This is a genomic window from Bradyrhizobium sp. STM 3557, assembly GCF_045571465.1.
Classification (GTDB): domain Bacteria; phylum Pseudomonadota; class Alphaproteobacteria; order Rhizobiales; family Xanthobacteraceae; genus Bradyrhizobium.
The window spans coordinates 1,203,642-1,229,103 of record NZ_CP120697.1; the positions used below are offsets into that span (position 1 = coordinate 1,203,642).

A 25,462-nucleotide genomic window follows, 5' to 3' on the forward strand; every position below is an offset into this window, starting at 1 on the left:
CGTTCGCGAGTTGCTCAATGATGGTGGTTGCAGCCACAGAATCCGCAGTCAAAGTGATGGCGCTTGAGGACTGTCTTTCCGTCCTCGCGAACCAGGTAGTGCGTTTTATGATGCTGCAGAGCTTCGCCCGGCGAGGTTAGCTCGACAGGTATAACGTCCGTTGCGCCCTGGTGAGAGATCTTGTCACGTTGGATCAGGTCCTCGACGAAGGAACGGGCGTCTTCCTCGGCGCTCGAGATGTCTTGAGTCTCCCCGGCCAGGGCGGCCGCCGCTACGGGGAAGCGCGCGCCCTCCGCTGGCATATGAACATGCAGGGTGATGCCGAACCGGGTCGCGAGCGGCCGGAGCGGAAGGTTTGGAGCGTCTCGCCCGCTCATCTTGTATCCGTCGCTCTCACTCTCGAACTGAAGTTGCTGACCGTTCGGCGCGCGACCCGTCACGCCGAAGGAGGCGCTGTGCTCCCGAAGGGTCCGGACCAGGGACATGGTTGCGGTCGGGGAGAGAATTCCGCGCTGGACAAAGCTGCTTGTGAGGGCCGTCCGATAACGACCCCCGGAGAGAGATTGATCGGCCTGGATCATTCCCGCCGCCACCTGGCTATAGAAGCCTGGCGTCACCGAGGCCATCCGCACGCCCTCGATGAGGAGCCTGCCTGCGTCGACCGCCACGGCCAGAAGCTTTTCCGAATCCGTCCCGGCCAAGCTGGCGGGGCCGATCTTGAACATCCCTGCCAGCACGTCAAGAAATGCACCGGAAAACACGCGAGAGAACGAGTGTGGCTCCGAGGCGAGCTGCGTGGCGGGAGCTCGCGGCGGCAGACCGGCGGGATTGCGGTAGAAGAAATTGTTCGAGGCATTCCGCAGGCAGTCTCGGTCCACCGCCGTGGGATTGACCTGGACCCGGATGGCCCAGCCGAGTTGACGCGCGAGCTGGGAGAGCCGCGAATTCGAGCTCAGACGTCCACGAGTTTGCCGGAGCACGAAGTCACGGAGTGACGCCAATTGCAGCTTCGAGAGCATCGCGCTTGCGTCGCCAAAGAACTCATGGAAGGCGGCGACTTCCAAGCTCATTGCGTTGAACAGCTCGGGTTTTACCGCGTCAAGGATCGCGTGCCCACATTCATGGCAGGAAACGTCGGGACTAGCGCAAGAGAACACCGTTAAGGGAGGGGCGACCTTGTCGACCAGCCCGTGGAAGAAATTGAGCCCACTATCCCGCGCATAGAAAGCGTTGAAATCTTCTCCCTCGTCCAGATTGACCTGCATCGGCTGCTGATCGGTTGACCATTGCGTGCCGCTGGGAAGCAATGGACCCCAGAAGCTGATCGCACGGTCCAACGCAGACTCCGTGTCCCAGTAGCGAAATTCCTGCGTGGGAGGCTCGTAGATCTCCGGGTCCGGCTGGGGATCTACGATCTGTATTTGCAGCAAGTCCTGTCTGTTGGTGGGCTCGCCCGTCCGAACCGGGTCGGCTGCAACGGGGCTGGCGTTCGCGACGGCCTCGAGGAACGGGTCGTCCTCATAGATCTGGATTCGTTCCGCGGTCGCGGCCTTCTCGGCGGCCTCGGGCTGCGGTGGCGCTCGCGTTGCTTGCGCCGCCTGGACCAGTGACGCAGCGATGGCTTCCTGGACTGCGGCCTTCAATTTGTCGACGTCTATCGGAAGTTCACTCGTCTTCGAGATCGTTACAACTTGCCCTTTCGATGCCATGACCATTTCCTCCGTTACACTTGTCCACTCCTGTTGACGTTCGAAAGCCTGTTGATGGTTGTTATTGCGCCGGTCGCGTCGGTGGACGCGTATGCGATGACATGTGGCAAATGCTCCCGGCGAAGTGCCGATGCTGGGTATTTTCCGTATGAGACTTGAGGCAATACTCCGCCTCGCCGCTCCCAACATGGTTGGCGCACCAGCAAGAACGGCAACCTGCGTTTGATCGAACGTACGCAACGCAATGCGAGTCACTGAGCCCGATTGAAGGGATCGAGCAATCCCATTCTTTGAGAGAGCCGAGTCAAGCCTGAGAAGCGCCTTGGCTACAAATGGCGCGAGATCTCAAGTGTCTTCGTTGGAGCACCCGAGGGCGCAGCATGTGTTAGCTCATATACTGGTAATTGTATTCCCGGAAGCTGTCGCTCTGTGTGGGTTGGTTCACAATCCGCATTATTTGGATTTGGCGCTCACTCGGCCCAACACCAGCGACCCTGTTGGGCTATCGGCGTCCAACAATATGGATGGCACTCGTCACCTCGTTGGGCCAACGCGAAGTGATTACTTTTCTTCTCCGAGAAGGGCCTGAAAATCCGTGATCTTCCGCCGTAGTCCACTCAAGTCAGTGTTGGGAAGACTCTGAACGCGAATCGATCGCATTCCGACCTGCTGGGCCATCAGTGTTTCCACGATGTCCTCCGAACAATAGAGGCTCTGGTTTGCCGGCTTGCCGGTGCGCATGACCGCCTCCTCGACAATCGCTCGCTCTGGCTTCTGCTTTCCGATCTCGGACGACAAGAGAGTGAAGTCTGCGTCGAATGCGTCGGGATCGAAGTCGGTCGGCAACAGGTTGAGAAGTTCGGCTCGCGTGGTACTACGAATCTGAGGAGCGGACGTTCGAATCGTGTCGGATGGCCCCAGCTACCTTTTCAATGATCATCAATGTCTGGGTTGGCTGAAGAGCCCTCATATCATGAGGCCGCGAACGCCGTGACAGGCTGAGGATTGCAGCAACCTCGTTCGGTTTTTCGGCCGATAGTGAACCGGTTCACGTTTGCGGGCGGCAGGAGTTGATAAAGAAGGGCCTATCGGATCCAAAGTGGAGCACGACTAGTCGCGTATGGGGTAGCGAGATGAGCAGGACTGCCTCGATCAACGTTGCCGTGCGCCACCAGCTGGTCGACGACGGCAAGAATCTGACCTACAGCGATGCGATCGATCGGGCGGGTCATGGATATGCCGGCCCGGATCAGATCAAGTGCTTCCTGCTGGGGGTCTCGAACCGGCTGAGGCTGGACAAACCAAGACAGGAATTCAACTGGGCGAGCGTCGATGCCGGAAGCCTCGCCGACATGTTGGTCTTGATGTTGATCAGCTTCCTCAAGCAACAGACTCCAGACGGAGTGACATGATGTCCGACCCAAGCTTCATGAACGTCACGCTGGCTGCTGTTCGCCGCCGCCAATCTGGCCTGGCCGTGATCGAGTTTCCGGATGGGCGGCGATGAGATTGCGATGTTTGTTGCGATGCATCATGGCGGCATCGGCCAGCTCGGTCGACTGCCCTGGCAGGCATCGAAGAAGACCACCAAGTAGCTGATAAATTGCTGTTTTCTGGTCATTGAACGACGAGAATACCATCCGGTATGCCAAGACAGTTCTTCATAATTTCGGTTCGAATTCGGCAGCATAGCGCTCTCGCTATCAACTGCTAGCGCACAGGGCGGGCATTCAATGCTCGATCTTGCAAAACCTATGATGTTCGGCGGGCGATTCCGCGCCCATGGGGACGTGCTTTCGCGGTCTTTCTTGTGTAATCTCTTTCTGTAGTCGTGAGGCCAACGCTTAGATTGGCGACGCCCGGATCGTGGTGACCACGATGCAACAAATTTCGGACTGGCTCAAACAGCTCGGCATGTCCGACTACGCGCAGAGGTTCTCCGAGAACGACATTGATATGGCCGTTCTCCGCGACTTGACCGACCAACATCTCAAAGACCTTGGCGTTTCGGTCGGTCATCGCTTGAAAATTCTGCGTGCGATCCGCGATCTCAGCAACGCCTCGGCCGACGCCGAGCGGCGCCAACTGACGGTGATGTTCACTGACCTCGTTGGCTCGACCGCGCTCTCGACCACGCTCGACCCAGAGGATCTGCGTTCGGTAATCGGCGCCTATCATAAGTGCGTCGCGGAGACGGTCGCCCGGTTCGACGGCTTCGTTGCCAGGTACATGGGCGATGGGGTGCTCATCTATTTCGGCTATCCCCACGCCCATGAGGATGACGCCGAGCGTGCCGTCCGGGCGGGACTGGCGATCATCGAGGCGGTCGGCAAGCTGGGTATCCAGGAGCCGATCCGGGTCCGTGTCGGGATTGCGACGGGGCTCGTCGTGGTCGGCGATCTCGTTGGTGCCGGCGAGGCCCAGGAACGGGGAGTGGTAGGCGAGACACCGAACGTGGCGGCTCGTCTGCAGGGGATCGCTGAGCCGGACACGGTTGTCATCGCCGAAGGCACTCGAAGGCTCCTCGGCAACCTATTCGAGTTACAAGAGCTCCGACCGAAGGACCTCAAGGGCATCGCCGTGCCCACGCGGGCCTGGGTGGCGCTGCGGGCGAGTTGCGTGGCGAGCCGCTTCGAGGCGCTGCACGCAACCGGCCTGACCGCCCTTGTCGGGCGGGAGGAAGAACTCGAATTGCTCCTGCGGCGTTGGGCCACGGCAAAGGCAGGTGACGGCCAGGTGGTCCTGATCGGTGGTGAGGCGGGGATCGGCAAGTCGCGGCTCACGGCCGCGCTTCTGGAACGCCTCGCCGGCGAGCCGCATACGCGTTTGCGCTATTTCTGCTCGCCGCAGCACACCGACAGTGCGCTGTATCCGATCATCGGGCAGATGGAACGCGCCGCCAGGCTGACGCACGACGATACATCGCAAAGGCTCGACAAGCTTGACACCCTGCTCGCGCAGACCTCGACTTCGATCGAGGACGCTTCGCTCATTGCCGAGTTGCTGTCGCTCCCGAACGATGGACGCTATCCGGCCCTAGAATTGACCCCGCAGCAGCGCAGGCAGAGAACATTCGAAGCGCTCATCTCACAATTAGAAGCACTTACACGGCAAAGCCCAGTGTTGATAATCTTCGAGGATGCGCATTGGACCGATCCTACCAGCCTAGAAGCTGTCGGTCGGGCGGTGGCCAGGATTAACACTCTTCGCGCGCTAATGATAGTAACATTCCGCCCGGAATTCGATGCGCCCTGGATCGGGCGGCCGCACGTGACCGCCATGACGCTCAATCGGCTGACGAAACGCCAAGTCGGCGCCATGATCGACGGCGTAGTCGGCGACAAGCCGCTGCCGGCGTGCATCAGGCAGGACATCATCGAACGTACCGATGGCATCCCCCTCTTCGTGGAAGAGATGACGAAGGCAGTGCTGGAGGCGGAGGGCCAGGGCGCGGTCGAACGCACGATTGCCGTCGTTCCGTCTCCAGCCTTGGCAGTCCCAGCAAGTTTGCACGCCTTACTCATGGCGCGGCTCGACCGGCTCGGCCCCGCCAAGGAAGTGGCACAGATTGGCGCGGCGATCGGACGAGAGTTTTCGCATGCTCTCCTGGCAGCGGTGGTGCGCATGCCAGGGCCGGACCTGGGATCCGCTCTAGACCGTCTCATACGGACTGGTTTGCTTCTCAGATTGGGCTTGCCTCCGAACGCGACGTACCTATTCAAGCATGCCTTGGTGCGGGATGCGTTCTATGGAACGTTGCTGCGGGAGCCCCGCCGGGCGCTTCATGCACGCATTGCCGAAGCAATTGAAAGCCAATCCGTCGAGACAGCCGAGAGCCAGCCGGAGTTGCTGGCACATCACTGCACCGAGGCCGGGCTGATCGAGAGGGCGGCGGCCTTGTGGGGCAAGGCGGGACAGCGTTCGCTAGCACGTTCAGCGCTAGTAGAAGCGACGGTTCAGCTAACCCGCGCTCTTTCACAGATTGCGACGCTGCCGGGCACACCAGCGCTGCGCGCCGACCAGATCAAACTACAAGTCGCTCTTGTGAATGCTTTGATGCACACCAAGGGCCACGCGGCCCCTGAGACCATCGCATCTCTCGATCGAGCCCGCGCCTTTATCGAGCAAGCGGAGTCACTCGGAGAGTCCCCTGAGGACCCATTGCTCCTATTTTCAGTCCTCTATGGGTTCTGGGTTGCGAACTATATAGGTTTCAACAGCGACGCTCTCCTCGACCTCGCGGCAGAGTGCTTGGCGCTTGCCGAGAAGCGAGGAGCAATGGTTCCGCTCATGCTTGGGCATCGTCTTATGGGCACGTCCCTGATGTGTACGGGGGCCATTGCGGAAAGTCGGGCACATTACGATCAGGCGATCGCGATCTACGAACCCGCCGAGCATCGTGCATTGGCGTCCCGATTTGGCCAGGACATGAGGGTCGCAGCCCTATCTTATCGGGCCTGGGCTCTGTGGCTTCTTGGCTTCCCCGAGGCTGCCGCCAGAGACGCTGAACAGGCGCTCAAGGAAGCGCGCGAGATCGGCCAGGCCGCCACGTTGATGTATGCCCTGGCCCATACATCCTTTACCCATATGTGCTGCGGACGCTATGCGGCAGCGAGCGCCGAGGCCAACGAACTTGTCCCGCTGGCGGACGAAAGAGGTTCCTTGTTTTGGGGGTCGCTCGGAATGCTGGTCCAAGGTTGCGTCTTGGCCCTCACAGGAAAATTGTCAGACGCCATCCATGTGATCACCTCGGGTATCATCGCACGTCGGTCAACGGGGGCAACAGCGCTGGAGCCAATCTGCTTGTCGTACCTGGCGGGCGCGCATGCTGAACTCGACAACTTCGATGATGCACTGTCCTGCATTCGCGAGGCGATGACCAAGGTAGAGACAACCAAGGAAAGATGGTTTGAGGCCGAGATCGAGCGCATGGCAGGCGAAATCGCGCTATCGTTGCCCGACCCAGACGCAACGAAGGCGGAAGAATATTTTGAACATGCGCTCGCGATCGCTCGCCGGCAGCAGGCAAAGTCCTGGGAACTGCGTGCGGCGGTGAGCATGGCGCGGCTGTGGTACGCTCAGGGCAAACGACAGCAGGCTCACGATCTTGTCGCCCCGGTCTATGGCTGGTTCACCGAGGGCTTCGACACGCCCGACTTGAGGGAGGCCAAAACGCTGCTGGAGCAGCTCAAGGCCTGAGCATCACCGGAATCGGATGGTGCGCAGCAAGCGCGAACCGATTCCTGCCTTTGCGACAGGCCCAAGCAGGTGACGAACCGGTCTGCTCTTGCCGTCCCAAGTGGCCGCTGCCTGCGTGACTGTCGCGAACATCTCGCGGATACGAGGCTGGAATTCGATCAATTCCCCGATCATGCAACCCCCGGCGACGGAATTGCGCACTGCATTTGCTTTTTCAGGCGCGACCTCTTCGAGCCGAATTCGTTCAATCGGAGAACCGACGCGATCAGGCGGCAAGAAATAGGCGAAGCGGGCGCCCGAAAACGACATCATCTGCAGCATCGTCGCGCCGGACGCCCTGGCCCGCGCAATGGATCGCTGGTAATCGCGCGGCTCGACGCAAAAACCGCAGTGGTGAAAACCGCTCCATCCTGCCGCAAGGAAGGCGCGCCAACTTGACGGCTCATCGTCGAGCGGCTGAATGAGCTCCAGCTGCACCCCGCCGACCTGACAGAAACCGAACATGAGCATCGGGCGCGAGGGCCTCTCCAAATACTTGTTATCAGTGACGACCACCGGACCGACCGTGAGCCAGGGCCCGACACCCCGGTCGATCCAGCCCTTCATGGCTTGCTCGAGATCTGGCACGACGTAGCCAAGCTGATCGGCGGCTTTCCCGAGCAGCGGGTTGTCTGCATCGAATAGCCTGCCGAGGTGCTCCATGGCGCGTCCGAGGTTTGGCTCCGATGACACGAGGACAGGGCGAGGTCCTCGTCGCTTGGTCTTACTACTTTAGAAGTTCACACGACTTGTGACGCAGTAAGATTAGAACGCGGTCGGCGAAGCCCCATGCGCAAACCCGAGCCAGAAAGCCAAACCTGAACCTGATTATGCGTCACGCTGGATCAGGAAGTCTATGCAACTGCGCAGCCACTCGAGATCGGGACTTGCAGGTACATTTGCGAATGCAGAGTCGTGGAATTCGCGCGCCGCAGCCGCTGCAAATTCGGCTGCCGCGCGCTGTGCCCACTGGATGCTGCCGCCGCTCGCGAGAATCTGATGGAGTCGCAGGATTTCGCGCGGCAGGCGGCGCTCACGCGGCCGCACCAGGAGCTGGCTGATCCAGGCTCGATCAACTCGATTGGCGTGAGCGAGCGCGTGCGTAAGCACAATAGTCCGTTTTCCCTCCCACAGATCGCCATCGATCTCCTTGCCGTAACGCCCAATGTCGCCAACGAGATTAAGAACATCGTCGGTGATCTGGAAAGCCAGTCCAAGCAGATAGCCAAACCGATCAAATCGACCAAGATTCTGGTCCTCGCGGTTGGCAACGAGTGCACCAATCCGCATGGGGTGAATGAAGCTGTACCAAGCCGTTTTCTTCAGCACGAGCCGCAGATAATCATCTGTCGTAACTGTGAGATCATTGTCTCGCACCCATCCGAGCTCGATGGCCTGCCCCTCCAAGGTCTCGAAGATCATGTGATCGACTTCATCGAAGACGCGCAGCGCCGCCACCGGTCCGAGCCGCTCGCCAGTCTTGCGGAAAAGGCGCATGGCGAGTGCGTTCATGGAATCGCCGGTATTCACGGCGATCGGAATCCCGGCGCGGCGATGCATTGTCGCAACGCCACGCCGCCAGTCGCTACCGTCTTCAATATCGTCGTGCACGAGAAATGCATTGTGCAGCATTTCCAGGCCGGCGGCGGCAGGAAATGCATCCTCCGCGCGGCCCCCCAGCGCTCTCGCGGTCGCGATGCAGAGGGCAGGGCGAAGGCCCTTGCCTGACCGCTCCATGAAATCCTTCACGAGCCCATAAAGGTGCCGCTGCGGTTCCCACGTCGGTACGCCGTCTGCGAGCATATCGGCGAGCATTTCGCGATACCAGACCAGGCGGTCCAGGAAGCCGCCCGGGCCTACGATCTCGCCGGCCACTGGTACAGTGTCCACGACCTTGATCAACGCATCCTGCAGGGTGGGCACATCGAACAAGCGGCGCCCCATTGTCGTCGGGTCGACCTTATCAAGCACGCTGACATCATCCGCGGCGGCACTGCGCGGGTCAAGCGTGTCGGCGATGGCATGGGTGAACGGCGATACCTGCTCGAGCAGGGAGTGCGCCTGCTCCAGGAGCGGCGACGCACCGCGCAAGGCGTGGGCAGCGACCTGCGCGAGTGAAGCGTCCCAGGGGAGGCCGGCCTGGTACCGCGCTGCATCGTGCAGCCGCCATGGCAGGAGGATTTCAGGTTCGTGCAGCGGCCACAGCTCACAGCGGCTTCCGTCGAATTTCACGGCGTCAAGCAGCCCGTTCACCGCGCGCCGAGCTGCCTCATTGGCTCCCTCCATCGTTGCGAGGTCGGTATGCGTGCGAACGTAGTCCGACGCCAGAAAAAGGTTTGGAATGGCGGTGGTCGCCTCGGGACGCAAGGCCCAGGTTTCGACCTGATTCACGAGCAGCGGCTCGGAGTTCTGCAGCCAGCCCGGGCGTGCCGGATCGGTCTCGATGTCCGCATCGAGGAACCACGAATGCAAATCCTCATCGCGCAGCACCTCATCGCCCGCATCGTTGAGCGAGCGCTTGAGTTGATTCCATGTCTCGCTCACCACCTCTTCACGCGTGCACCGCATTGCCGGGCGTCCGCTCGACCCCGGGGCCGTCCAATCGGAAACATCGACCGAGAGAATGCCGTGGACGTCGCTGTCTCCGAACAGCTCGGACGGCACATTGCGCCAGAACTGAAGCTGCGAGATGCTGGTGAGCGCCCATTCGGTGTCGATGTGAACCACGTGCCCGTGCGTCGACGGCACCGCGCGGCGCAGATAGAACTGCACGCCGTTCATCCACTCCAGGTTGGCGGCCAGCGCGCGCAGGTTGGCGAGGGCCGGGTCGGCTGCCGCGAGGCGGTCGCTCACCAGGGGGGCAATGTCCTCGAGCGGGAGCGCCGCCACGTAGTGGTCGCCATGCACCATGATGCGCTCGCCTTGCTGGCGAGCGACGACGCCGGTGATCCGTCCGTTCTCGCAAAGGATCTCCTCGACCTGCGCGTTCTTGACGTATCGCACCCCGCTCGATTCGAGATACGCAAGCCATGGATCGATCCAGACGAAATTCGTTGGGCCGTCAAGCACGCGATCAGTCGATCCCGCGATCGGGTTCAGGATCGTGAGCACCAGCTGCACAAAGATGTCGCCGATCGTGCGCGCACTCGCCTTGCGCGGTTTGGCAGCCACCAGCGAGCGCGTTAAGCCGGCGGCGAGGAACTTCTGGTATGCCGCCGACCGTTGCTCTGCGCCGACGAACTCCCACCAGCTCGTACCCTCGTATTCTGCGAGCCGGCGTTGGTGGCAGGACGTGAGTATCTGCCACAGGCGCGCGCCGAAGAATGCCAGATCGTCGGGAGTGAGGTCGGGGGACTGTTCGAACAGCAGCAGGATGTCCCGCAGCGTGGTGCCGGCATCGCGGGGCGAGAGCGGAAAGCCCGCTGGTACGACTATTGTGGGCTTGTCGTATTGCGTGAACTCCAGCCGCGTGGTCGGCACCAGGTGATCCGCGACCTTGCTCCCGTCAAACGACGGTATGCGGCGCATGGTGTCGATGACGTGCTTGTAGAAGCCTGGGAAGAATCGAAAGCCATGCTCGCCGGGCACCCGGTGCTGGATCGAACCCCCATCGCCATCGGCGAGCTGATGTCCGCTGGCGTCCTCGCCCTCGTGGATGACGGGAATGCTGCGGGCCTTGCCTCCCGCAATATCGCTGCTCTCGAGCACCACGACATCGAGGCCGCGCTCGACCAACTCGTGCGCGACACTCATGCCGGCGACACCGCCTCCCAAGACGACGACCCTGTTGGGCATGCTTCACCGCGCCATTGCAACTTTCCATTGATCAGGCATTCATCCCGGCCCGCCTCTCTCACCATGCGTGTTGGCAATGTCGGTCAAACCTGCCCGCAGAATCTCGTTGCGGCATCACGCCGGAAACCGCCGATGCACAGGTTTGTAGTTCGGACAGATTGGCGGTCGGGTATTTTGAGATAGATTCTGGCCATTCACGCTTTTTCATCTTCCATCTGCTTCTTCATTACGGCGGCAAGGCTTCTGCTCGGCCTCAAGCAGGTGGCTGTCGTCGTCAACAAAACGGACCGGGTTGGTTTCGGCAAGGCGAAAATGTGCTTCTTTCTGATCATATCCCAGTGCAGCCACGGGCTTCATCTCTTTGTTCATCAAGACAATGATCAATGGATCCTCGCGGAGGTCGTGCGGCACGTTCACAGTTATACTTTCGTTTGCCGGTTTCACGTCGACTAGCGTCTTCCAGTTGAGAACCACTTTTGTGGTTTCCTCAATTATCTTCCGGGCCTTGTTCTCCTTCATCGAACAGGCAGATTTCAAAACTTCAGTACTTACCTTGACCATTTGTATCTGCTCCTAGTTTGTACCGAACTGAAAGTAGCGATCATCATGCGCGTCCAATCGCTACCGTGCCCCAAAGTTTCATGGCAGCTACAACATGACTAGCTGTACGATTGCTTCAGGTTCCTTGATGCGGAGAGCCATCTTCTCACACACACGGAAGACGAAGTTCGGCTCAGCTGTGACCTGCAGGAACTGGACGCATATGTCTGAGGCGATGACTAGTTCGACTGGCTCGCCGCCAAGTGCCATAACCACGCCGGACGGAACGACTAGAGGAGGTGGACCGGGGATCACCACTGCGTTGTCAAGCGTGGACGAGCGGAGCAGCGGACCACCGCCCAGGAACGGGAGGATGCGATCTTGCGGCAATACAAGAGCCAGCGATGGAGTCTGAGCGGCAAGAAACAGCGGCTGGTCAAGCACTGCCGCGAACGGTCCGAAGTGGCCCCTCGCCTCCAAGAGACCAATGGCATCGGCTATACCGCGCACCAGTCGCGTGCCTCTGCTTGCAGGCCCCGGTTGAATAATAACCGAGGGCGCCGGAGGGACTGGATTTGTTTGAAGTCCGCGCTTTATCTGCCCGCCGGTGATTTCCCAGACCCTTTGGGGGGGCGGTGGGCCGACATTTATGGGGGGGGCAAACTTATTCTGTCCCGGGAATGCCGGGTCTGGCGCCAATCCCCTGAACACGACGGCATCCTCGAGACGAGCCAGTACGTTGGCAGCGCGCCGGAATAGGGCCAGCACGCTGGTCATCTCCGGATCGGCCATTTGCGCAGCCCGCACGGGCACTTTTACCTGTAACGTGGCCAACTGGATGACAGCCTTGTCCTGGATGTCCAAATTCGGCGGAGCAGCAGGCAGGTATCGGATCACTCCCTCCCTCACGAAGTCGGTATCCGCTGGCAGCGGTCCAACCAATGGAAGGAATGTCGCCGCGATCCGTGCGCGGCTAGCTTCCTCTTGGACGGCTTTGTTCACGCGAGCCCACTGCTCGTCGGTCCACGGCACTTGCGGGTTATCGTTTGTCATTTCAGAAGCCCCCCATAATTGGGCACATCGGGGATGAGAGCTGTTTGTCCGACAATGCTTTGCGCGCTAACGAATGCAATATTTCAATCTTGAAGCGCCGTTGATGCGCCTCAACAGATGCGGCTCCGGCTCCGGATCAGTCCTTCACTCCATATGTTTTGCCGTCCCCGCTGTTACGACGTAGACGTCGTACGCGGCGCGCAGCGTCTTCATGTCCACCCTGCCAACGCCGATACACTGGGTGCGGTTGAGCCAGGCGAGTTCTTTGTCAGCGGTCGCATAGGTCGGAGCAAGAACGAACGGCGGCAACATACCGAAGTCGCCGCGAACGGCACGTTCGTAGCCGTCCTCACCTAAATCAAGGATGCCGTCATACAGGCAGTCGATCCGCGCACCCGACCGCGTCTGCAGACACTCCGTCACGCAGACTATGCCAACACCGTCCTTGCGGATGCGCAGCCAGTTGGCCCCGCCGGGCCGGACAATCCCCTCGAAGCGCGGCCCAACGAAGCGTCCTTCCGTGACGTGCCAGTTGATCCGCAGTCCATCTGGCATGACGCCAATCACCTCCGGGCGGATGGCGACCGTGCCGGTCCAGAGGAACGTGGTATCCCAATTCCAGCGAGGCTCGCTTGCGGATAGACTAGCGGTCGCGCCCGGTGCCGCTCCGCAGCCCACCTGATACCGGGGACATTCGGCGGATTCCCGCAGGCGGGGAGAGATCGGCTGGCCTGCGAAGCGAAGCACCGGCATAAACTCGACCGTTCCGCCGGATTGGCCGGGCAGGAGCACCCGAAATACCCGCTCGTTCGCACCGTGGACGCGCGGCGCGGATTGCCCGGCTGCCTCGCGGACCGGGCCTCCGTTCACCCGATACTCCACCGTGACAGCGTGACCCGGCCGCACTGGAGAGACTGCCACAGTGACCGATGCTGGGACCCCTGGAGAAATCACCGCAGCAGGCACAGGCGTATCCGCCTCGCCCCATCGCAGCTCCGAGCCGTCCCGCGCGTGCTGCATCGAAGGCATACATGATGCAGTCGCCGAAGTGGCTTCATCCGTTCGCAGCGTCAGGGAAGTGGGCGTTGCAGGCGCGCTGGAAGACATCGGCCACGGGCCGGGATCGCTGAGGGCGTTGCCGCAGCTTCCGCGAAAAGCCACGCTCCGATGGACCAATCCGTACGGCGGGCAGTTCACCGGACGCTCCGCGATGGGAGATCAAAGCCCCGGCGCGCCTGCCATGCTTCCTCCTCCTCGGCGAGGATGGCGAGGGCGCGCGCGATGAGATCGCCGGGATCGGTCATCAGAAGGGGTGAAGGCGCTGCCTGTTGCGCCGAGGAGTCTCTCGAACGCGCGGCGTTCTGGGGGGCTGATCGAGGCGCGTCACACAAGGGGCCGCGAAGGAGGGCGCGCTTTTGGGCTGCCCCTGTTTGGACGGCAGCCGCGTCGGCAAAGCTCGGCAAATGCGACCGCGGCAGCGCTCCCGAGGTCGGCAGCCTCGAGTCCCCGACCGGGCCTTTCGATCCATGGCCTTTGCCTTGCATTGCTCGACGGACCTCGCAGCGTGGGCTAATTGAAGCCTATACTATGTTGAGTGTGCATAATAGGGGGGGCAACCTACTGCAATGCGGTGGTGGGAAGCGAGCACGAGAACACACAAACAAGGATGGCGCGTCACGACCCTGCTCGCTGGAGATTTACGTAAATCTCTGATCATGGAGGCAAGCTGTCGCGCGTGCTGAGCCTTTGGGGAGCAAGGCCGAGACTAGTGATCTCCATTCGGAGCCGCCTGTGCCGTCCCACACCGACCGCGCGTTGCTGCGCCAACGCCCGTGCCGGCCCCGCGTTTGACCGCTTGCCAGCGGCGCGATGCCTATCGCAAAGCGAATTTGTTGAAGGCGATATCGTCTTGAATCACTGCGTTCAGCCCGACCGGTATGTGGGTAGGATTTGCCAGATCAAGCTTCCGAAACAGGATCTTGTCGCGCCAGACCTTTCGCAAAAAATCCTCGAAGACGAGAATTGTCAGTCGTTCAGCTGGACATCGCCGGTATCCAAAGCCGAACGGGGCAAAGCCGGCATAGTCGCAAACCGGGTAGCTTCGTCCGTCTGCAACGACAAACAGCGTGCCGAAGCCGCTATTTGTAATGTGTGCATTTCGTCCGTCCTTGATCTTGAAATTGGTGATGTCGAACGGACACCGTGCCAGGCCGATTTGCCGACATTTGTCATCGTTGATTTGTGCGCTGGTCGGGACACGGAGATAGCGTTGCGGATCGAATCTATTTGGATCCGTCCAGTGAACCGGATCCAGGCTGGTGCTGGTATGCGGCGTGCAGATATAGCTGTGCCGTTCGAACGGTAAGCCGAACTTTTGCTGCAGAGACGCTCCGTGGTCGGTCGATCTCTCATCATGGATGCTGGAGATGCTGCCGCCGTTCGGCGAAATCACGCGGAACAATTCCATTACGAATAGTTCAAGCGGCGAGAATGCCGCGCCCCCGGCACTGTCGAAATTTCCGCTCATTGTCTTCTGAAATGACGCTCGCACGGCCTGATCGCCGCGGTCTTCGGACAAGAGCGACATGATCCGGAAGATCATATTGCCCCACTGGCTCAGCGCGACGAAATTGTGCAAGCACTCAACGACTATGTCCTTCTTGCTGAAATGACTGCCGTCCCCGGCATTTTTCAGCCAATGCCAGGCGATCGTTTTCTCGGGATTTTTGATCTTGCCAGATTGGATATCGCTGATGCGTTCGTCGACCCATGATTTGAGAAATTCCTGAAGCTCACGAACTTTCGTATAGTTGTGGTAGGTAATTGGCAGCAAGGGATTCTGATACGCAACGACCGTGTTGAAGGCCTCTCCGATTTCACGAACCTCACGGGGAATATCGCCACCGCTAACTCCAAGGTGAAGGTCCCAGTAGAGGTCGAAATAGTGGTCGAGGTAATGCCGCATGAATGGCCTGTCAGCGAATTTCTGATCCAAAAGCTTGTCAAAAAAGGCCGTGACCTTGGCGCGGTACATCGGCTTATACAGATCGGGCGACACAGCCGAAAAATAGATTCGCTTGCGAAGATTATTGTCGCCCCGCTTCTCGAGGCCTTGCATGAAAACCATCACGCCCTCCTCAGGGGTCGGTTTCCAGTCACGGTAGATCAGGCCAAGAAAATGATCAGGGAGTGCATTCTCCTTGCTGAGATTGAGGGCTATCATTGGCAACAGGGGCCGCTCCCCTTCGTAAATGTTCGTCAGTAAGAACGGTATGACGACTTTATCGACGTAGTTGGGATCGAAATTGGCAGGAATAGCGTTGCGAAAACGTTCGATGGCAGTGTTGATCTGCTCCGGTATCGGTGACTGTGCTGCCGCACTCGACGTCTCTTGCGCTCGCTCCCCCACCCGCACCTGGTATATGTCGAATTCAGCGCGCAGTGCGGTCATGTCCACCCTGCCCACGCCGATACACTGCACGCGGTTGAGCCATTCGAGCCTCGGATCCGCAGTCTCATACGTCGGTGTGACCACGGCGGGGATTTGCCGATCGTACTCGTCGCGCAGCGCCCGCGCGTAGCCGTCGGGACCAAAATCGGCGACCCCGCCGTAGGCGCCGTACACGCGAACACGTTCCCGCGTCTCGAAACACGCCCGGACGTTGACGATCGCAATTCCATCCGGGCGGATATGCATCCAGTCCGCCGCGCCGGGTAAGACGACTGCATCGTGACCCGGCCCGACGAAGGTCCCTTCCGCGATGTGCCAATTGACCCGGAGGCCGTCGGACATCGGGCCGACCAACTCCTTCCGGAGCACGACCTTCAACGACCCGAGGTAGCTCGTATTCCAAGCCCAGCGGGATGGAGCAGAGGCGGCCTCTTCGGATGCCCTCGAATGTGACCGTGGACCGGCGTTCGCCATTCCCCGGCACGCGGCCGAATTGTCGCGGGCGCAAGCTCGCGGCTGATCCACCAGGCCGGTGATCACCCCCCGCACTTTGGGGAAAAACCCCAGCACTTTGGGTGTGAAGCCCCATGCGAGAAGGGTCCGACCTTCTTCCGAACTCCGGTCGAAAAGCACAGACCCTGGCAACACCGGCTGAAGCCGAGGGGCGACGTCGCTTCGCCACTGCCAGCGAACGACCGCACCCTGACCGATGCGCGCGACCGCCGGGTAGACGCATTCGGTCCCGCGCGGAAGCGCATGCAGCGTGATGCCCGCTGTTTTGGCCGCCTGTGCTACCGCGGAGTCGTATGCCGTCGGATCCCTGGTAAGCTCCAGGTCGCCCCGGACGACGCCACGTCTGTGCTGGTCTGTGATCGACAAATGAAGCCGGTGCCCGTTGCACGCCATGTCGACGGTCCCGGGCCGTTTGTCGGTGCCCATGCGCTCGCGGCCAACGTCGATCGCAACCTGGGTTGTATCGAGCAGTCGGAACATGTACATCCGCGCGCCGTTCTCGTAGACCATGGTTGCGGGATCGAACCATCCGTCGAGCATCGCAAGCACGCTCGATGCGCCGTTAGACGCCGCCCTCAGGCACGCTTGGCTTTCGGGAGCGTTGTCCGCCACGGCAGCTACCACTATGAACATGGCGGCATACGGTCGGATCGAGGTATCGGTAAACTTGCTCGACCAGAGCTGTGCGATAGCCGCGTGCCTACCGTCCGCGTACCTCAAGGTCATCGGCCTGTAGCCACTGCCGGCCAATGCGGCATTCACCAGAGAGATATTGGAGCACTCGCCGTGGAGGTGCACCATTTGACCATTGTAGTACTGAAGCTCATTCAGCACGACTGCGCCGCTGGCGGTTGTATAGGTCTTGCCCGTGATGATGTACCTGTCGAAGAGTGGTTCGTACCGCTCGTTATCGACATCGGACGGTGGCGGCACGAACGCGTCCAAGGTCAACTTGCTCTTCGCTTCTCGGGATAGCTGCTGCCCGAAGGTGTGAAGGACTTCTTGGACGTCTTCCTTGCTATGGGGAATCTGCAACAGTCGAATGGCATCCGAATTTCCGAGCTCGCCGGCTGCGGCGAGCCTGGAGGCCTCGCGGATCATTCCACTGCCACGAATCGCTGTGCCCACGCAGGTCTCCCTTGAATAGAATCAACGGCGCAAGGAGCCGCCCCGCTTGTGTCCGTTCGGACCATTGTTCCTGAGCGCGAATGTCGGAGTACTGTCGGTCTCTGGTACAAAGGGCTGGTCCACGACTAAAACCCAAACTATCGGACCATCAACAATCAGGTAGCTTGAATGGAACGTTTATATCCTCATACCAAGGCACCGGCAAAGCTATATAGATCGGTGTCTTTCCGATACCGTGCGCGTAACCGGCTTCCAAAAAACATTTCGTCTTCAAGTCTTGCAGAACAATGAGGCCATTCTCCCCATACGGGTACTTAGTCCGTTGATTTTGTTGGCTTTGCCCGCTTCCCTGGAGAATGCCAGCCGCCGGTTGCCATGGTCAAATCGAAGCCGCCGGTGAGTGTCGGCATTCGGGGCGCTGAAATGAACGTGGTGCCGGCGCCTGGTCAAGAAATTAGCATTTGCTTGCTGGACGCCGTCCATTGGAGAGTTTTGGTGGCATCGATATATAGCGGTTACGGTAGACCGCGTAGGCTGAACATGCACCTCGCTGGAGAGCGCTTGGCGGCCCGTTACTGGAAAGTTCTCGATCAAGGGCTCATAAAGATCGGATCGAGCAGGAATGGACCGCCTCTCAATCCCAAAGACTGCAATTCAGCACTATGCAGATCCACCTCTATCATCGCCAGCAGCAGCGTAAGCGCAATGGATATGTACAGAAGCACTGGCGAGGCTTTTGCTGTTGGATCGTGATCATGCGACAACAATACGCGAAGCGTTCTCAGCGTCGATATTACCTGCAGATACATTCTTGATCGTATTTGCATTGCCATCACCCTGGAGTCCCCGCCGAAGGCACATTCGCCCGTGCGCCTTGGTTCAAGCAGTGACGTTATTCAGGCATGGAACAGAGCAGGCCTTCCTTCGTTGAGCTGCAACCATGCAGTAGGATATCCCAAGATGCAGCTGCGGACTATCTCAGTTGGCGCGATGGTTCTGCTGTGCTCCGGTTTCGCACTTGCGCAAACGGAGCAGCCAAAGCCTGGTCCGGTCGCAAGGGACGCTGAAAGAACCGCCGCCGAGGATAAAGGCCAATTGCAACCGCAGGGCTGGACCGGCCCCATCAATACGCAGTCTGGCGGGGCCCCTGCGGAAAGTCCCCAAGGTCAAAGCCCGCCGGGGATGCAAGCCGCGCCGGAAGGATCGAACAAGATCGTGGTCGCGCCGGATAAGTAGCTCGGTGTAAGAGCCGCGGAGCCTTCGTTGTGTTGCTGATTCAAAATAAGAAGCACATCGGCTCCTAGTCCGGTTTCAGAGTACCCCTCCGGTGAGAACCGCCTTGCGCTGATGCAGGGAGGCGCGAAGACATAGTCGTATGACTGAGCATACGACTATGCCGAAGGTGTCGCGGCTTGAGGTGATCCAGACCGGGTCGCGGCGTCGCTGGACGCTGGAAGAGAAGCGGCGGATCGTCGCCGAGAGCGATAGCGGCACGCGGCAGGTCTCGGCAACCGCCCGGCGGTATGGCTTGTCGACCGGTCAGTTGTTCACCTGGCGTCGGCTGGCACGCAAGGGGCGACTGGGCGGGAATGCCGAGCCCGTGTCGTTTGCCGAAGCGGTGATTGCGGATGGAGGATCGGCCGCGGCGGCATCGCCGCCTCCCGCTGGTGGGTGCAGACGCATGGAGATCGTGCTTGCGGATGGGCTGCGGGTCATCGTCGAGCAAGGCGTCGATCCCGGTGCGCTGGCGCGGATGATCGGCGCGCTGGAGCGGCGATGACGATCCCTATTCCGAGCGGGGCGCGGGTGTGGCTGGCGACAGGCCGCACCGACATGCGCAAGGGGTTCGATGGGCTGGCGCTGCTGGTGCAGGAGACCCTCAAGCGCGATCCGCATGGCGGCCACCTGTTCGTATTCCGCGGCCGGCGCGGCGACCTGATCAAAGTGCTGTGGCACGATGGCCAGGGCATGTGCCTGTTCTCCAAGCGCCTGGAGCGCGGCCGCTTCATCTGGCCGTCGCCGGCGGACGGGACGGTGGCGATCACGCCGGCCCAACTCGGGTATCTCCTGGAAGGGATCGACTGGCGGCTGCCGCAGCGGACATGGCGGCCGGAGGCGGCGGGCTGAACGCGTTGGAGCGCGATAGGAAGGGCATACAAACCGCGCGCCCTGTGATTCCATCATTGGCGATGAGCCCCAGTGATTCTCCCCGGATGAGATCGAGAGATTGACGCGCCTGCTGCGCGATCGCGACGCCGAGATCGCGCGGATGCGTGCCGAGGCGACTGGCGCGGAGGCTCTGATCACGCATCTGCGTCTGACGATTGCGAAGATGCGGCGCGAGCTCTTTGGACAGCGCAGCGAGCACAAGGCGCGGCTCCTTGACCAGATGGAGCTTCAGCTTGAGGAGCTGGAAGCAACTGCGGCGGAGGACGAACTTGCGGCCGAGAAGACAGCCGCTGCTGTTGGCGAGACGCCGCCGCTGTCTGCGTTCCCGCGCAACAAGCCTGCGCGCAAGCCGTTCCCGGCGCATCTGCCGCGCGAGCGGGTCGTGCTGCCCGGTCCCGATGCCTGCGCCTGCTGTGGCTCGACCCGGCTCGCCAAGCTCGGCGAGGATGTTACTGAGACACTGGAGGTGGTGCCGCGGCAGTGGAAGGTCGTGCAATACGTGCGCGAGAAGTTCACCTGCCGGGACTGCGAGAAGATCACGCAGGTGCCTGCGCCGTTCCACGTTCTGCCGCGCGGCTTCGCCGGGCCTTCTCTGTTGGCGATGATCCTGTTCGAGAAGTACGGGCAGCACCAGCCGCTCAATCGCCAGTCGGAGCGCTACGCGCGCGAGGGCATCGCGCTGAGCCTGTCGACGCTCGCCGACCAGGTGGGCGGTTGCGCGGCGCTGCTGCGGCCGCTGCATGATCTGATCCGTGCGCACGTGCTCGCGGGCAACCGCGTCCATGGCGACGAGACCCCGGTGCCAGTGCTTGCCAAGGGCCAGACGGCGACTGGACGGGCCTGGGTCTATGTGCGCGACGATCGCCCATTCGGCGGCCACGATCCACCAGCGGCAGTGTTCTTCTACTCGCGCGACCGCGCGGGCGAGCACGCCGAGCGTCACCTGCACGGCTATGGCGGCATCCTGCAGGCCGACTGCTACGCTGGCTTCAACCGGCTGTACGAGGCCGGCCGCAAGGGAGGGCCGATCACCGAGGCCGCTTGCTGGGCGCATGCTCGGCGCAAGTTCTTCGTGCTCGCCGACGTCACCGCCAAGGCGCGTGGCAAACTCGCCGTCATCGCGCCGATGGCGTTCGAGGCGGTGAAGCGCATCGACGCGATCTTTGACGTCGAACGCAAGATCAACGGCCGGGTGCCGCTCGAACGGCTCGCCGAGCGCGCGCTGCGCGTTGCGCCGCTGGTCGCTGATCTGCAGATCTGGATGCGCACCGAGCGCGCTAAGCTGTCACGGCACTCCGAGGTCGCCAAGGCCATGGACTATATGCTCAAGCGCTGGGAGACGTTCGCGCGCTTTCTCTCCGACGGCCGCATCTGCCTGACCAATAACGCCGCCGAGCGCGAGTTGCGCGGCATCGCACTCGGCCGCAAGGCGTGGCTGTTCGCCGGCTCCGATCGCGGCGGCGAACGGGCCGCCGTGATGTACACGCTGATACAGACCGCCAAGCTCAACGACGTCGACCCTCAGGCTTGGCTCGCCGACGTCCTCGCTCGAATCAACGACCACAACATCCGCACGCTTGACCAGCTTCTGCCTTGGAATTGGAAGCTCTCAGCCCAGAAGCTCGTCGCCTGATCCTTGGACTGGCGGGGCGGCAATCGACTAACCCGCGGTCTTCACCGGATACTTACGTTCGCAGAGGTGACCCGACGAAGTGGAACTCCGATCACCGATACGGGAGATGTGACGCAGCACACATCCGAGATACCGATGAAGCGCTAGTCAGGCCTCCAGCTCCCGCATAGGAACGGAGATTCCCAATGAGGCGTCTGACAATTTGCGGACTGATTGTCGCTGCATCGCTCTTTGCCGCAACGACTATGTTGCGATCGCATACATGGCCGATTGTCGGGACTACTGGAGCGGCCCGTCTCACCGGCGAGCAGGAGTCCCAAAATGGATCGCGGGCAGATAAACTTCCGGTCCAGGACTTCGATGATCGATCGTTGGTGTTTCCACGCGAGAGATGAGGCAGCGCTAGCGGAGCAATCCTCCGATCCTTAGGGCCACGGTTCGTCTCCGTGCGGCCCACAAGCCCTTTCGGGATCGCTTGCACGGCTTCCAAGGCTTGAGTTGAAAGTATCGTTGAACCGTCGAGGACCCATGGTGGAAATTGGGTTGCGCGCAGGCGGGGTCGCCGAGGAGCAGGGCCAATACGATGGCGATGATGAGGATGGGCGACGCGTCCTGGTTGGTCGGGTTGGGATGGCGGGACCAACACGAAGGCGTGGCTATCGCGACAACACCTGCAATAGGCTTTTTGTCTACGTGTATTGTCGGCTCAGAGCTCAGCGGTGGGAGGCAGGTGCTTCACTGATCGAAGCGCTGCCTGTCGCACTGTGGAACCGAATAAGCCGCACCATCATTTTGGCCGCGCGGTGAAAATCATGCAAAATGGGCTGGTCGATCGCGTCTCACGATCGGACGACGAATGAAACCGGGTCTGCATCTCTCCATAATTCTCCTCGCAGCCGCGCCGCTCGCTGGGCTGTGGCCCGTGCACGCGCAATTGATCGGGCATGGCGGCCCCGTGCGTGCGATCGCCGTCTCGGCGGACGGCAAGGCGGTGCTGTCGGGGAGCTTCGACACCGCGGCGATCCGCTGGTCGCTGGCATCCGAATCCGCCGAGCAGGTGCTGCGCTTCCACGCGGATGCGGTGAACGCGGTCGCCTTCCTGGACGCGACAAGAATGGCGACGGCCGGCGCGGACGGACGCATCGCGATCTGGGCCGCCGGCCGGCAGCAACCCGAGAAGGTGTTCGAAGGTCATACAGGGCCTATCGTCGCGCTCGCCGTCTCGCCGGATGCATCGACACTCGCATCGGCCTCGTGGGACCGCTCGGTGCGGCTTTGGTCGCTGCCGGACGGCACCTCGCGCGTACTGGAGGGGCATGCGCAGAACATCAACGGTGTGGCATTCGCGCCGGATGGACGATCGCTCGTGAGCGTGGGCTACGACCAGACGGCTAGGATCTGGCGTTTGACGGATGGTAGCTCCGAGATTGTCGCACTGCCTGCGCCATTGAACGCAGTTGCGATTGCGCCGGATGGCGAGATCGTGACGGGCGCTGCGGACGGACAGATGCGCATGATGACTGCCGAGGGCAAGGAAAGTGGCAACGTCGTCGCCGGCGCCACGCCGATCGTGGCCCTGGCGATCTCGCAGGACGGCGCGTTGATTGCTGCGGCCGGCATTGGTGGCAGCGTGGCAATCGTCGACCGTAAGGAGCGCAGCGTGCTGCGCACGCTCGTTGGACCCCGCATGCCGGTCTGGTCGGTTGCGTTCCTGCCCGATGGCGTGACGCTTCTGACCGGCGGCGCTGACGGCAAGATCGGGCGCTGGAATGCGCTGACTGGCCTCGCCGTCGGCTCGAACCTGTTGGGCACACCGGCCGATCCGCTCGCCGGCTATGCTGGCGATCGCGGCGCCGAAATCTTCAGGGCCTGCATCGCCTGTCACACGCTGTCAGACAAGGAGGTGCAGCGCGCCGGCCCCACGCTGGCCGGGCTCTACGGCCGAAAGATCGCCTCGCTGCCGGGTTATCGCTTCTCCGATGCGCTCAAGGAGATGGACATCGTCTGGACGCCAGAAACCGTCGCAAGACTGTTCGAGATCGGACCGAACGCCTATACGCCCGGCACGAAGATGCCGGAGCAGCACATTGGCTCAGCCGAGGATCGCCGCGCGCTCACCGATTTTCTGGCGCGCGCCACCGGGAAGTAACCACTTGCGCGAATACGACGCTTTAGTGCTTGTTGTCTCGCTCGCGCAAATATTCGTCGGTCGTGCGCGGAGGCGCCCGCTCGCGAACACCGGGGAACGGATCGAATTGCTGCTCACTCATGAGGCTGACGCGGCAGTCGGCGCACATCCGCAAGGCCTCGAGCCTCTTGTCGCCGGCGGGATACATCCAATGCCGGCCCTCGAGCACTGCGGCAACCCGATTGATCGTGCTCTTCACGCCGAACGGCGTGCCGCAGCGGATGCACAGGGCGGGCTCTTCCTCTTTGATCACGACCGCGGACGCACGGGCCGCGCGGAAATCGATCTGCGGCTTGAGCGTGATGACCTTCTCGGGGCACGTGCTCTGGCACAGGCCGCATTGTACGCAGGCGTCTTCGACAAATTTGAGCACGGGCCGCTCAGGATCGTCGCGAAGCGCGCCGGTCGGACAGACCGAGACGCAGGACAGGCACAAGGTGCATCCATCCGTGTTGACGCTGACCGCGCCGACCGGCGCGCCCTGCGGCAGGGCAATCACGTCGACGGGCGTTGGCGCCAGGCGGTGCAATTCACTCGAGGCAAATCGAAGCAGGTCGCGCCGCTTCCCGACGGTCTTGAAGGTTGCGGGCCTCTCGACGGCCGCAAGCATCTCGATTCCGCTCAGTTGTGCATCCAGCGCCTCGGGATCGTCCGTTTCGATGGTGGCCACACGGCGCCCGTCAAATCCGAGCCCGGCCAGGATGGCATCGGCCATGGCGATCGTTTGCGACAGTCCGGTCACTTCATGCCGCGGTTTCGCACGCAACAGGAAGCGCACCGCGGACGCGCCATAAGCGAATGCGCCGATGATCGCTTCCAGCCCGACCTGCGTCAGCTCGTTGACGGCGAGGGGAAGCACGTTGGTCGGCAGCCCATCGCCGAAACGGGCGAGCGCCTCGATCAGCGGCGTGCCGTGGGGGCTGTCATGCAGCAGCAGCACCGAATGCGTGCCGCCGGCCTCGTGATAGGCTAGCAGCATCGCGCGAAGGGTCTGCAACTGCGTATCGGCAGGCGGCAGCGCGTACGACGCTGCTCCCGTTGGGCATGCGGCCGCGCATTGTCCGCAGCCGGCACAGACATTCACGTCGATAGCGACATGGTCGCCGTCGGGCGTTATCGCTCCGGTCGGGCACAGATCGAGGCAGCGATGACATCCGGTCAGCTTGGAGCGCGAATGGGCGCAGAGACCGGGCGTGAAGTCGACATACTTCGGCTTGTCGAAACTGCCGACGAGGTCGCGCGCGGCAAGCACCGCGCGCAGCACGGCCGCCGGATCTCTGGGATCCGCGCGCAAATAGCCGTCGCGCAGGTCGTGCGCGGGAAATAGCGGCATCTCCCCGGAGAGGTCGAGGACGAGATTGCAGTGCGACGTCGCGCCGTCGCGCGGGATGTCGAACACGAGGCGATCGCGCGACGATGGGCGGGGCCGCGCGTAGTCGTCGATCGTGAGCTCAAAGGCGCCGAAATGTCCGCGCGCGCTGCGTATCGTTCCCTTGACGATCGGGAAGACCGTCGCCGCGGCCGGCACGATGTCTCCGGGCTGCTTGAGCATGACTGTGACATCAAGGTGGTCAGCGAGAAGCCGGCCCGCTTCGATCGCAGCCTCGTCGCGCCCATAGATCAGGACGATGCCGTCGCTCGACAGCGTGACGAGCGGATAGTCCGGTGCGGAGATCGCAGCGGCCGCAAGCAGCGCGGCCATTTTCGCGCCCGCATTCGCGCCATCGCGCGACCAGCCCGCGGTCTCGCGGATGTTGACGAAGTTGATCCCGTCAGGACGTTCGCCGGCTTCGTCGGCAAACTGCGCGGCCTGCTGCGTGCAGGCGACCGTCAGCGCCCCGTCCGCCTTTGCGGCATTGCGGAAATGATCGAGCTCCGCCCCGCAGAGATGACGAAAGGTCTTGATCTCGCAGTTTCGGCATCCGCGCCGGATCGCGGCCACGTCGAGGTGCATCGTGTCCTCACACGAGCAGATCAGGACGGTCTTCGCTGGCGGCTCCAAGGTGGCCTCCGTCACTGCAACGCGGATCGGCGGACTCGCGCCA

17 protein-coding genes are annotated in these 25,462 nt (G+C 61.6%); 6 read left to right on the forward strand and 11 right to left on the reverse strand.

Annotated elements, in window-relative coordinates; all coding sequences use genetic code 11:
* Nucleotides 1-14 precede the first annotated feature (14 nt).
* Nucleotides 15-1,709: a hypothetical protein gene (locus tag P6U24_RS05475; RefSeq protein WP_407158167.1), complete on the reverse strand. Its 1,695-nt coding sequence runs from the start codon at nucleotides 1,707-1,709 to the stop codon at nucleotides 15-17.
* Nucleotides 1,710-2,270: 561 nt separating this feature from the next.
* Nucleotides 2,271-2,555, reverse strand: coding sequence for a hypothetical protein (locus P6U24_RS05480; RefSeq protein WP_407158168.1), 285 nt, complete (start codon nucleotides 2,553-2,555; stop codon nucleotides 2,271-2,273).
* Nucleotides 2,556-2,842: 287 nt separating this feature from the next.
* On the opposite strand from P6U24_RS05480, the gene P6U24_RS05485 reads away from it, so the two are divergent.
* A complete protein-coding gene (locus tag P6U24_RS05485; protein ID WP_407158169.1) occupies nucleotides 2,843-3,121 on the forward strand; it encodes a hypothetical protein in 279 nt (92 codons plus the stop codon).
* 24 nt (nucleotides 3,122-3,145) lie between these two features.
* Here P6U24_RS05485 and P6U24_RS05490 read toward each other — a convergent pair whose 3' ends face one another.
* Nucleotides 3,146-3,361, reverse strand: coding sequence for a hypothetical protein (locus P6U24_RS05490; RefSeq protein WP_407158170.1), 216 nt, complete (start codon nucleotides 3,359-3,361; stop codon nucleotides 3,146-3,148).
* Nucleotides 3,362-3,587: 226 nt separating this feature from the next.
* On the opposite strand from P6U24_RS05490, the gene P6U24_RS05495 reads away from it, so the two are divergent.
* Nucleotides 3,588-6,908: an ATP-binding protein gene (locus tag P6U24_RS05495; RefSeq protein WP_407160793.1), complete on the forward strand. Its 3,321-nt coding sequence runs from the start codon at nucleotides 3,588-3,590 to the stop codon at nucleotides 6,906-6,908.
* Between the two features lie 3 nt (nucleotides 6,909-6,911).
* Here the strand turns inward: P6U24_RS05495 and P6U24_RS05500 are convergent, their stop codons facing one another.
* The 7 genes from P6U24_RS05500 to P6U24_RS05530 all read right to left on the reverse strand — a co-directional run bounded on the left by P6U24_RS05500 (nucleotide 6,912) and on the right by P6U24_RS05530 (nucleotide 18,236).
* A complete protein-coding gene (locus P6U24_RS05500; protein ID WP_407158171.1) occupies nucleotides 6,912-7,610 on the reverse strand; it encodes a VOC family protein in 699 nt (232 codons plus the stop codon).
* A 165-nt stretch (nucleotides 7,611-7,775) separates the two neighbouring features.
* On the reverse strand, nucleotides 7,776-10,742 hold the full coding sequence (locus P6U24_RS05505; protein ID WP_407158172.1) for an FAD-dependent oxidoreductase: 2,967 nt from the start codon (nucleotides 10,740-10,742) through the stop codon (nucleotides 7,776-7,778).
* 204 nt (nucleotides 10,743-10,946) lie between these two features.
* A complete protein-coding gene (locus P6U24_RS05510) occupies nucleotides 10,947-11,303 on the reverse strand; it encodes a hypothetical protein (RefSeq protein WP_407158173.1) in 357 nt (118 codons plus the stop codon).
* Nucleotides 11,304-11,390: 87 nt separating this feature from the next.
* Nucleotides 11,391-12,335: an encapsulin gene (locus P6U24_RS05515; protein ID WP_407158174.1), complete on the reverse strand. Its 945-nt coding sequence runs from the start codon at nucleotides 12,333-12,335 to the stop codon at nucleotides 11,391-11,393.
* A gap of 144 nt (nucleotides 12,336-12,479) precedes the next feature.
* Nucleotides 12,480-13,205, reverse strand: a complete 726-nt coding sequence (locus tag P6U24_RS05520; RefSeq protein ID WP_407158175.1) for a DUF3237 domain-containing protein — start codon at nucleotides 13,203-13,205, stop codon at nucleotides 12,480-12,482.
* 1,003 nt (nucleotides 13,206-14,208) lie between these two features.
* Nucleotides 14,209-17,427 carry a DUF3237 family protein gene (locus P6U24_RS05525; protein WP_407158176.1) on the reverse strand — a complete coding sequence of 1,073 codons (3,219 nt, stop codon included), beginning with the start codon at nucleotides 17,425-17,427 and terminating at the stop codon, nucleotides 14,209-14,211.
* A 590-nt stretch (nucleotides 17,428-18,017) separates the two neighbouring features.
* Nucleotides 18,018-18,236 carry a hypothetical protein gene (locus tag P6U24_RS05530; RefSeq protein ID WP_407158177.1) on the reverse strand — a complete coding sequence of 73 codons (219 nt, stop codon included), beginning with the start codon at nucleotides 18,234-18,236 and terminating at the stop codon, nucleotides 18,018-18,020.
* A 566-nt stretch (nucleotides 18,237-18,802) separates the two neighbouring features.
* Here P6U24_RS05530 and tnpA point away from each other — a divergent pair.
* From tnpA to P6U24_RS05550, 4 genes are all read left to right on the forward strand, one after another.
* Complete coding sequence (tnpA, locus tag P6U24_RS05535; protein ID WP_407153975.1) at nucleotides 18,803-19,207, forward strand: IS66-like element accessory protein TnpA; 405 nt, start codon at nucleotides 18,803-18,805, stop codon at nucleotides 19,205-19,207.
* Complete coding sequence (gene tnpB / locus P6U24_RS05540; RefSeq protein WP_407153976.1) at nucleotides 19,204-19,554, forward strand: IS66 family insertion sequence element accessory protein TnpB; 351 nt, start codon at nucleotides 19,204-19,206, stop codon at nucleotides 19,552-19,554. The genes tnpA and tnpB overlap by 4 nt, the downstream gene beginning before the upstream one ends.
* Nucleotides 19,555-19,696: 142 nt before the next feature.
* The gene (tnpC, locus tag P6U24_RS05545) at nucleotides 19,697-21,229 is read left to right on the forward strand and encodes an IS66 family transposase (RefSeq protein ID WP_407160438.1); all 1,533 of its coding nucleotides are present in this window, start codon (nucleotides 19,697-19,699) and stop codon (nucleotides 21,227-21,229) included.
* Nucleotides 21,230-22,085: 856 nt separating this feature from the next.
* Nucleotides 22,086-23,378 (forward strand): c-type cytochrome, encoded by a 1,293-nt coding sequence (locus tag P6U24_RS05550; protein WP_407158178.1) that lies wholly within the window; start codon nucleotides 22,086-22,088, stop codon nucleotides 23,376-23,378.
* A gap of 22 nt (nucleotides 23,379-23,400) precedes the next feature.
* On the opposite strand, the gene P6U24_RS05555 is transcribed toward P6U24_RS05550, so the two are convergent.
* Complete coding sequence (locus tag P6U24_RS05555) at nucleotides 23,401-25,371, reverse strand: 4Fe-4S binding protein (RefSeq protein WP_407158179.1); 1,971 nt, start codon at nucleotides 25,369-25,371, stop codon at nucleotides 23,401-23,403.
* Between the last annotated feature and the right edge of the window lie 91 nt (nucleotides 25,372-25,462).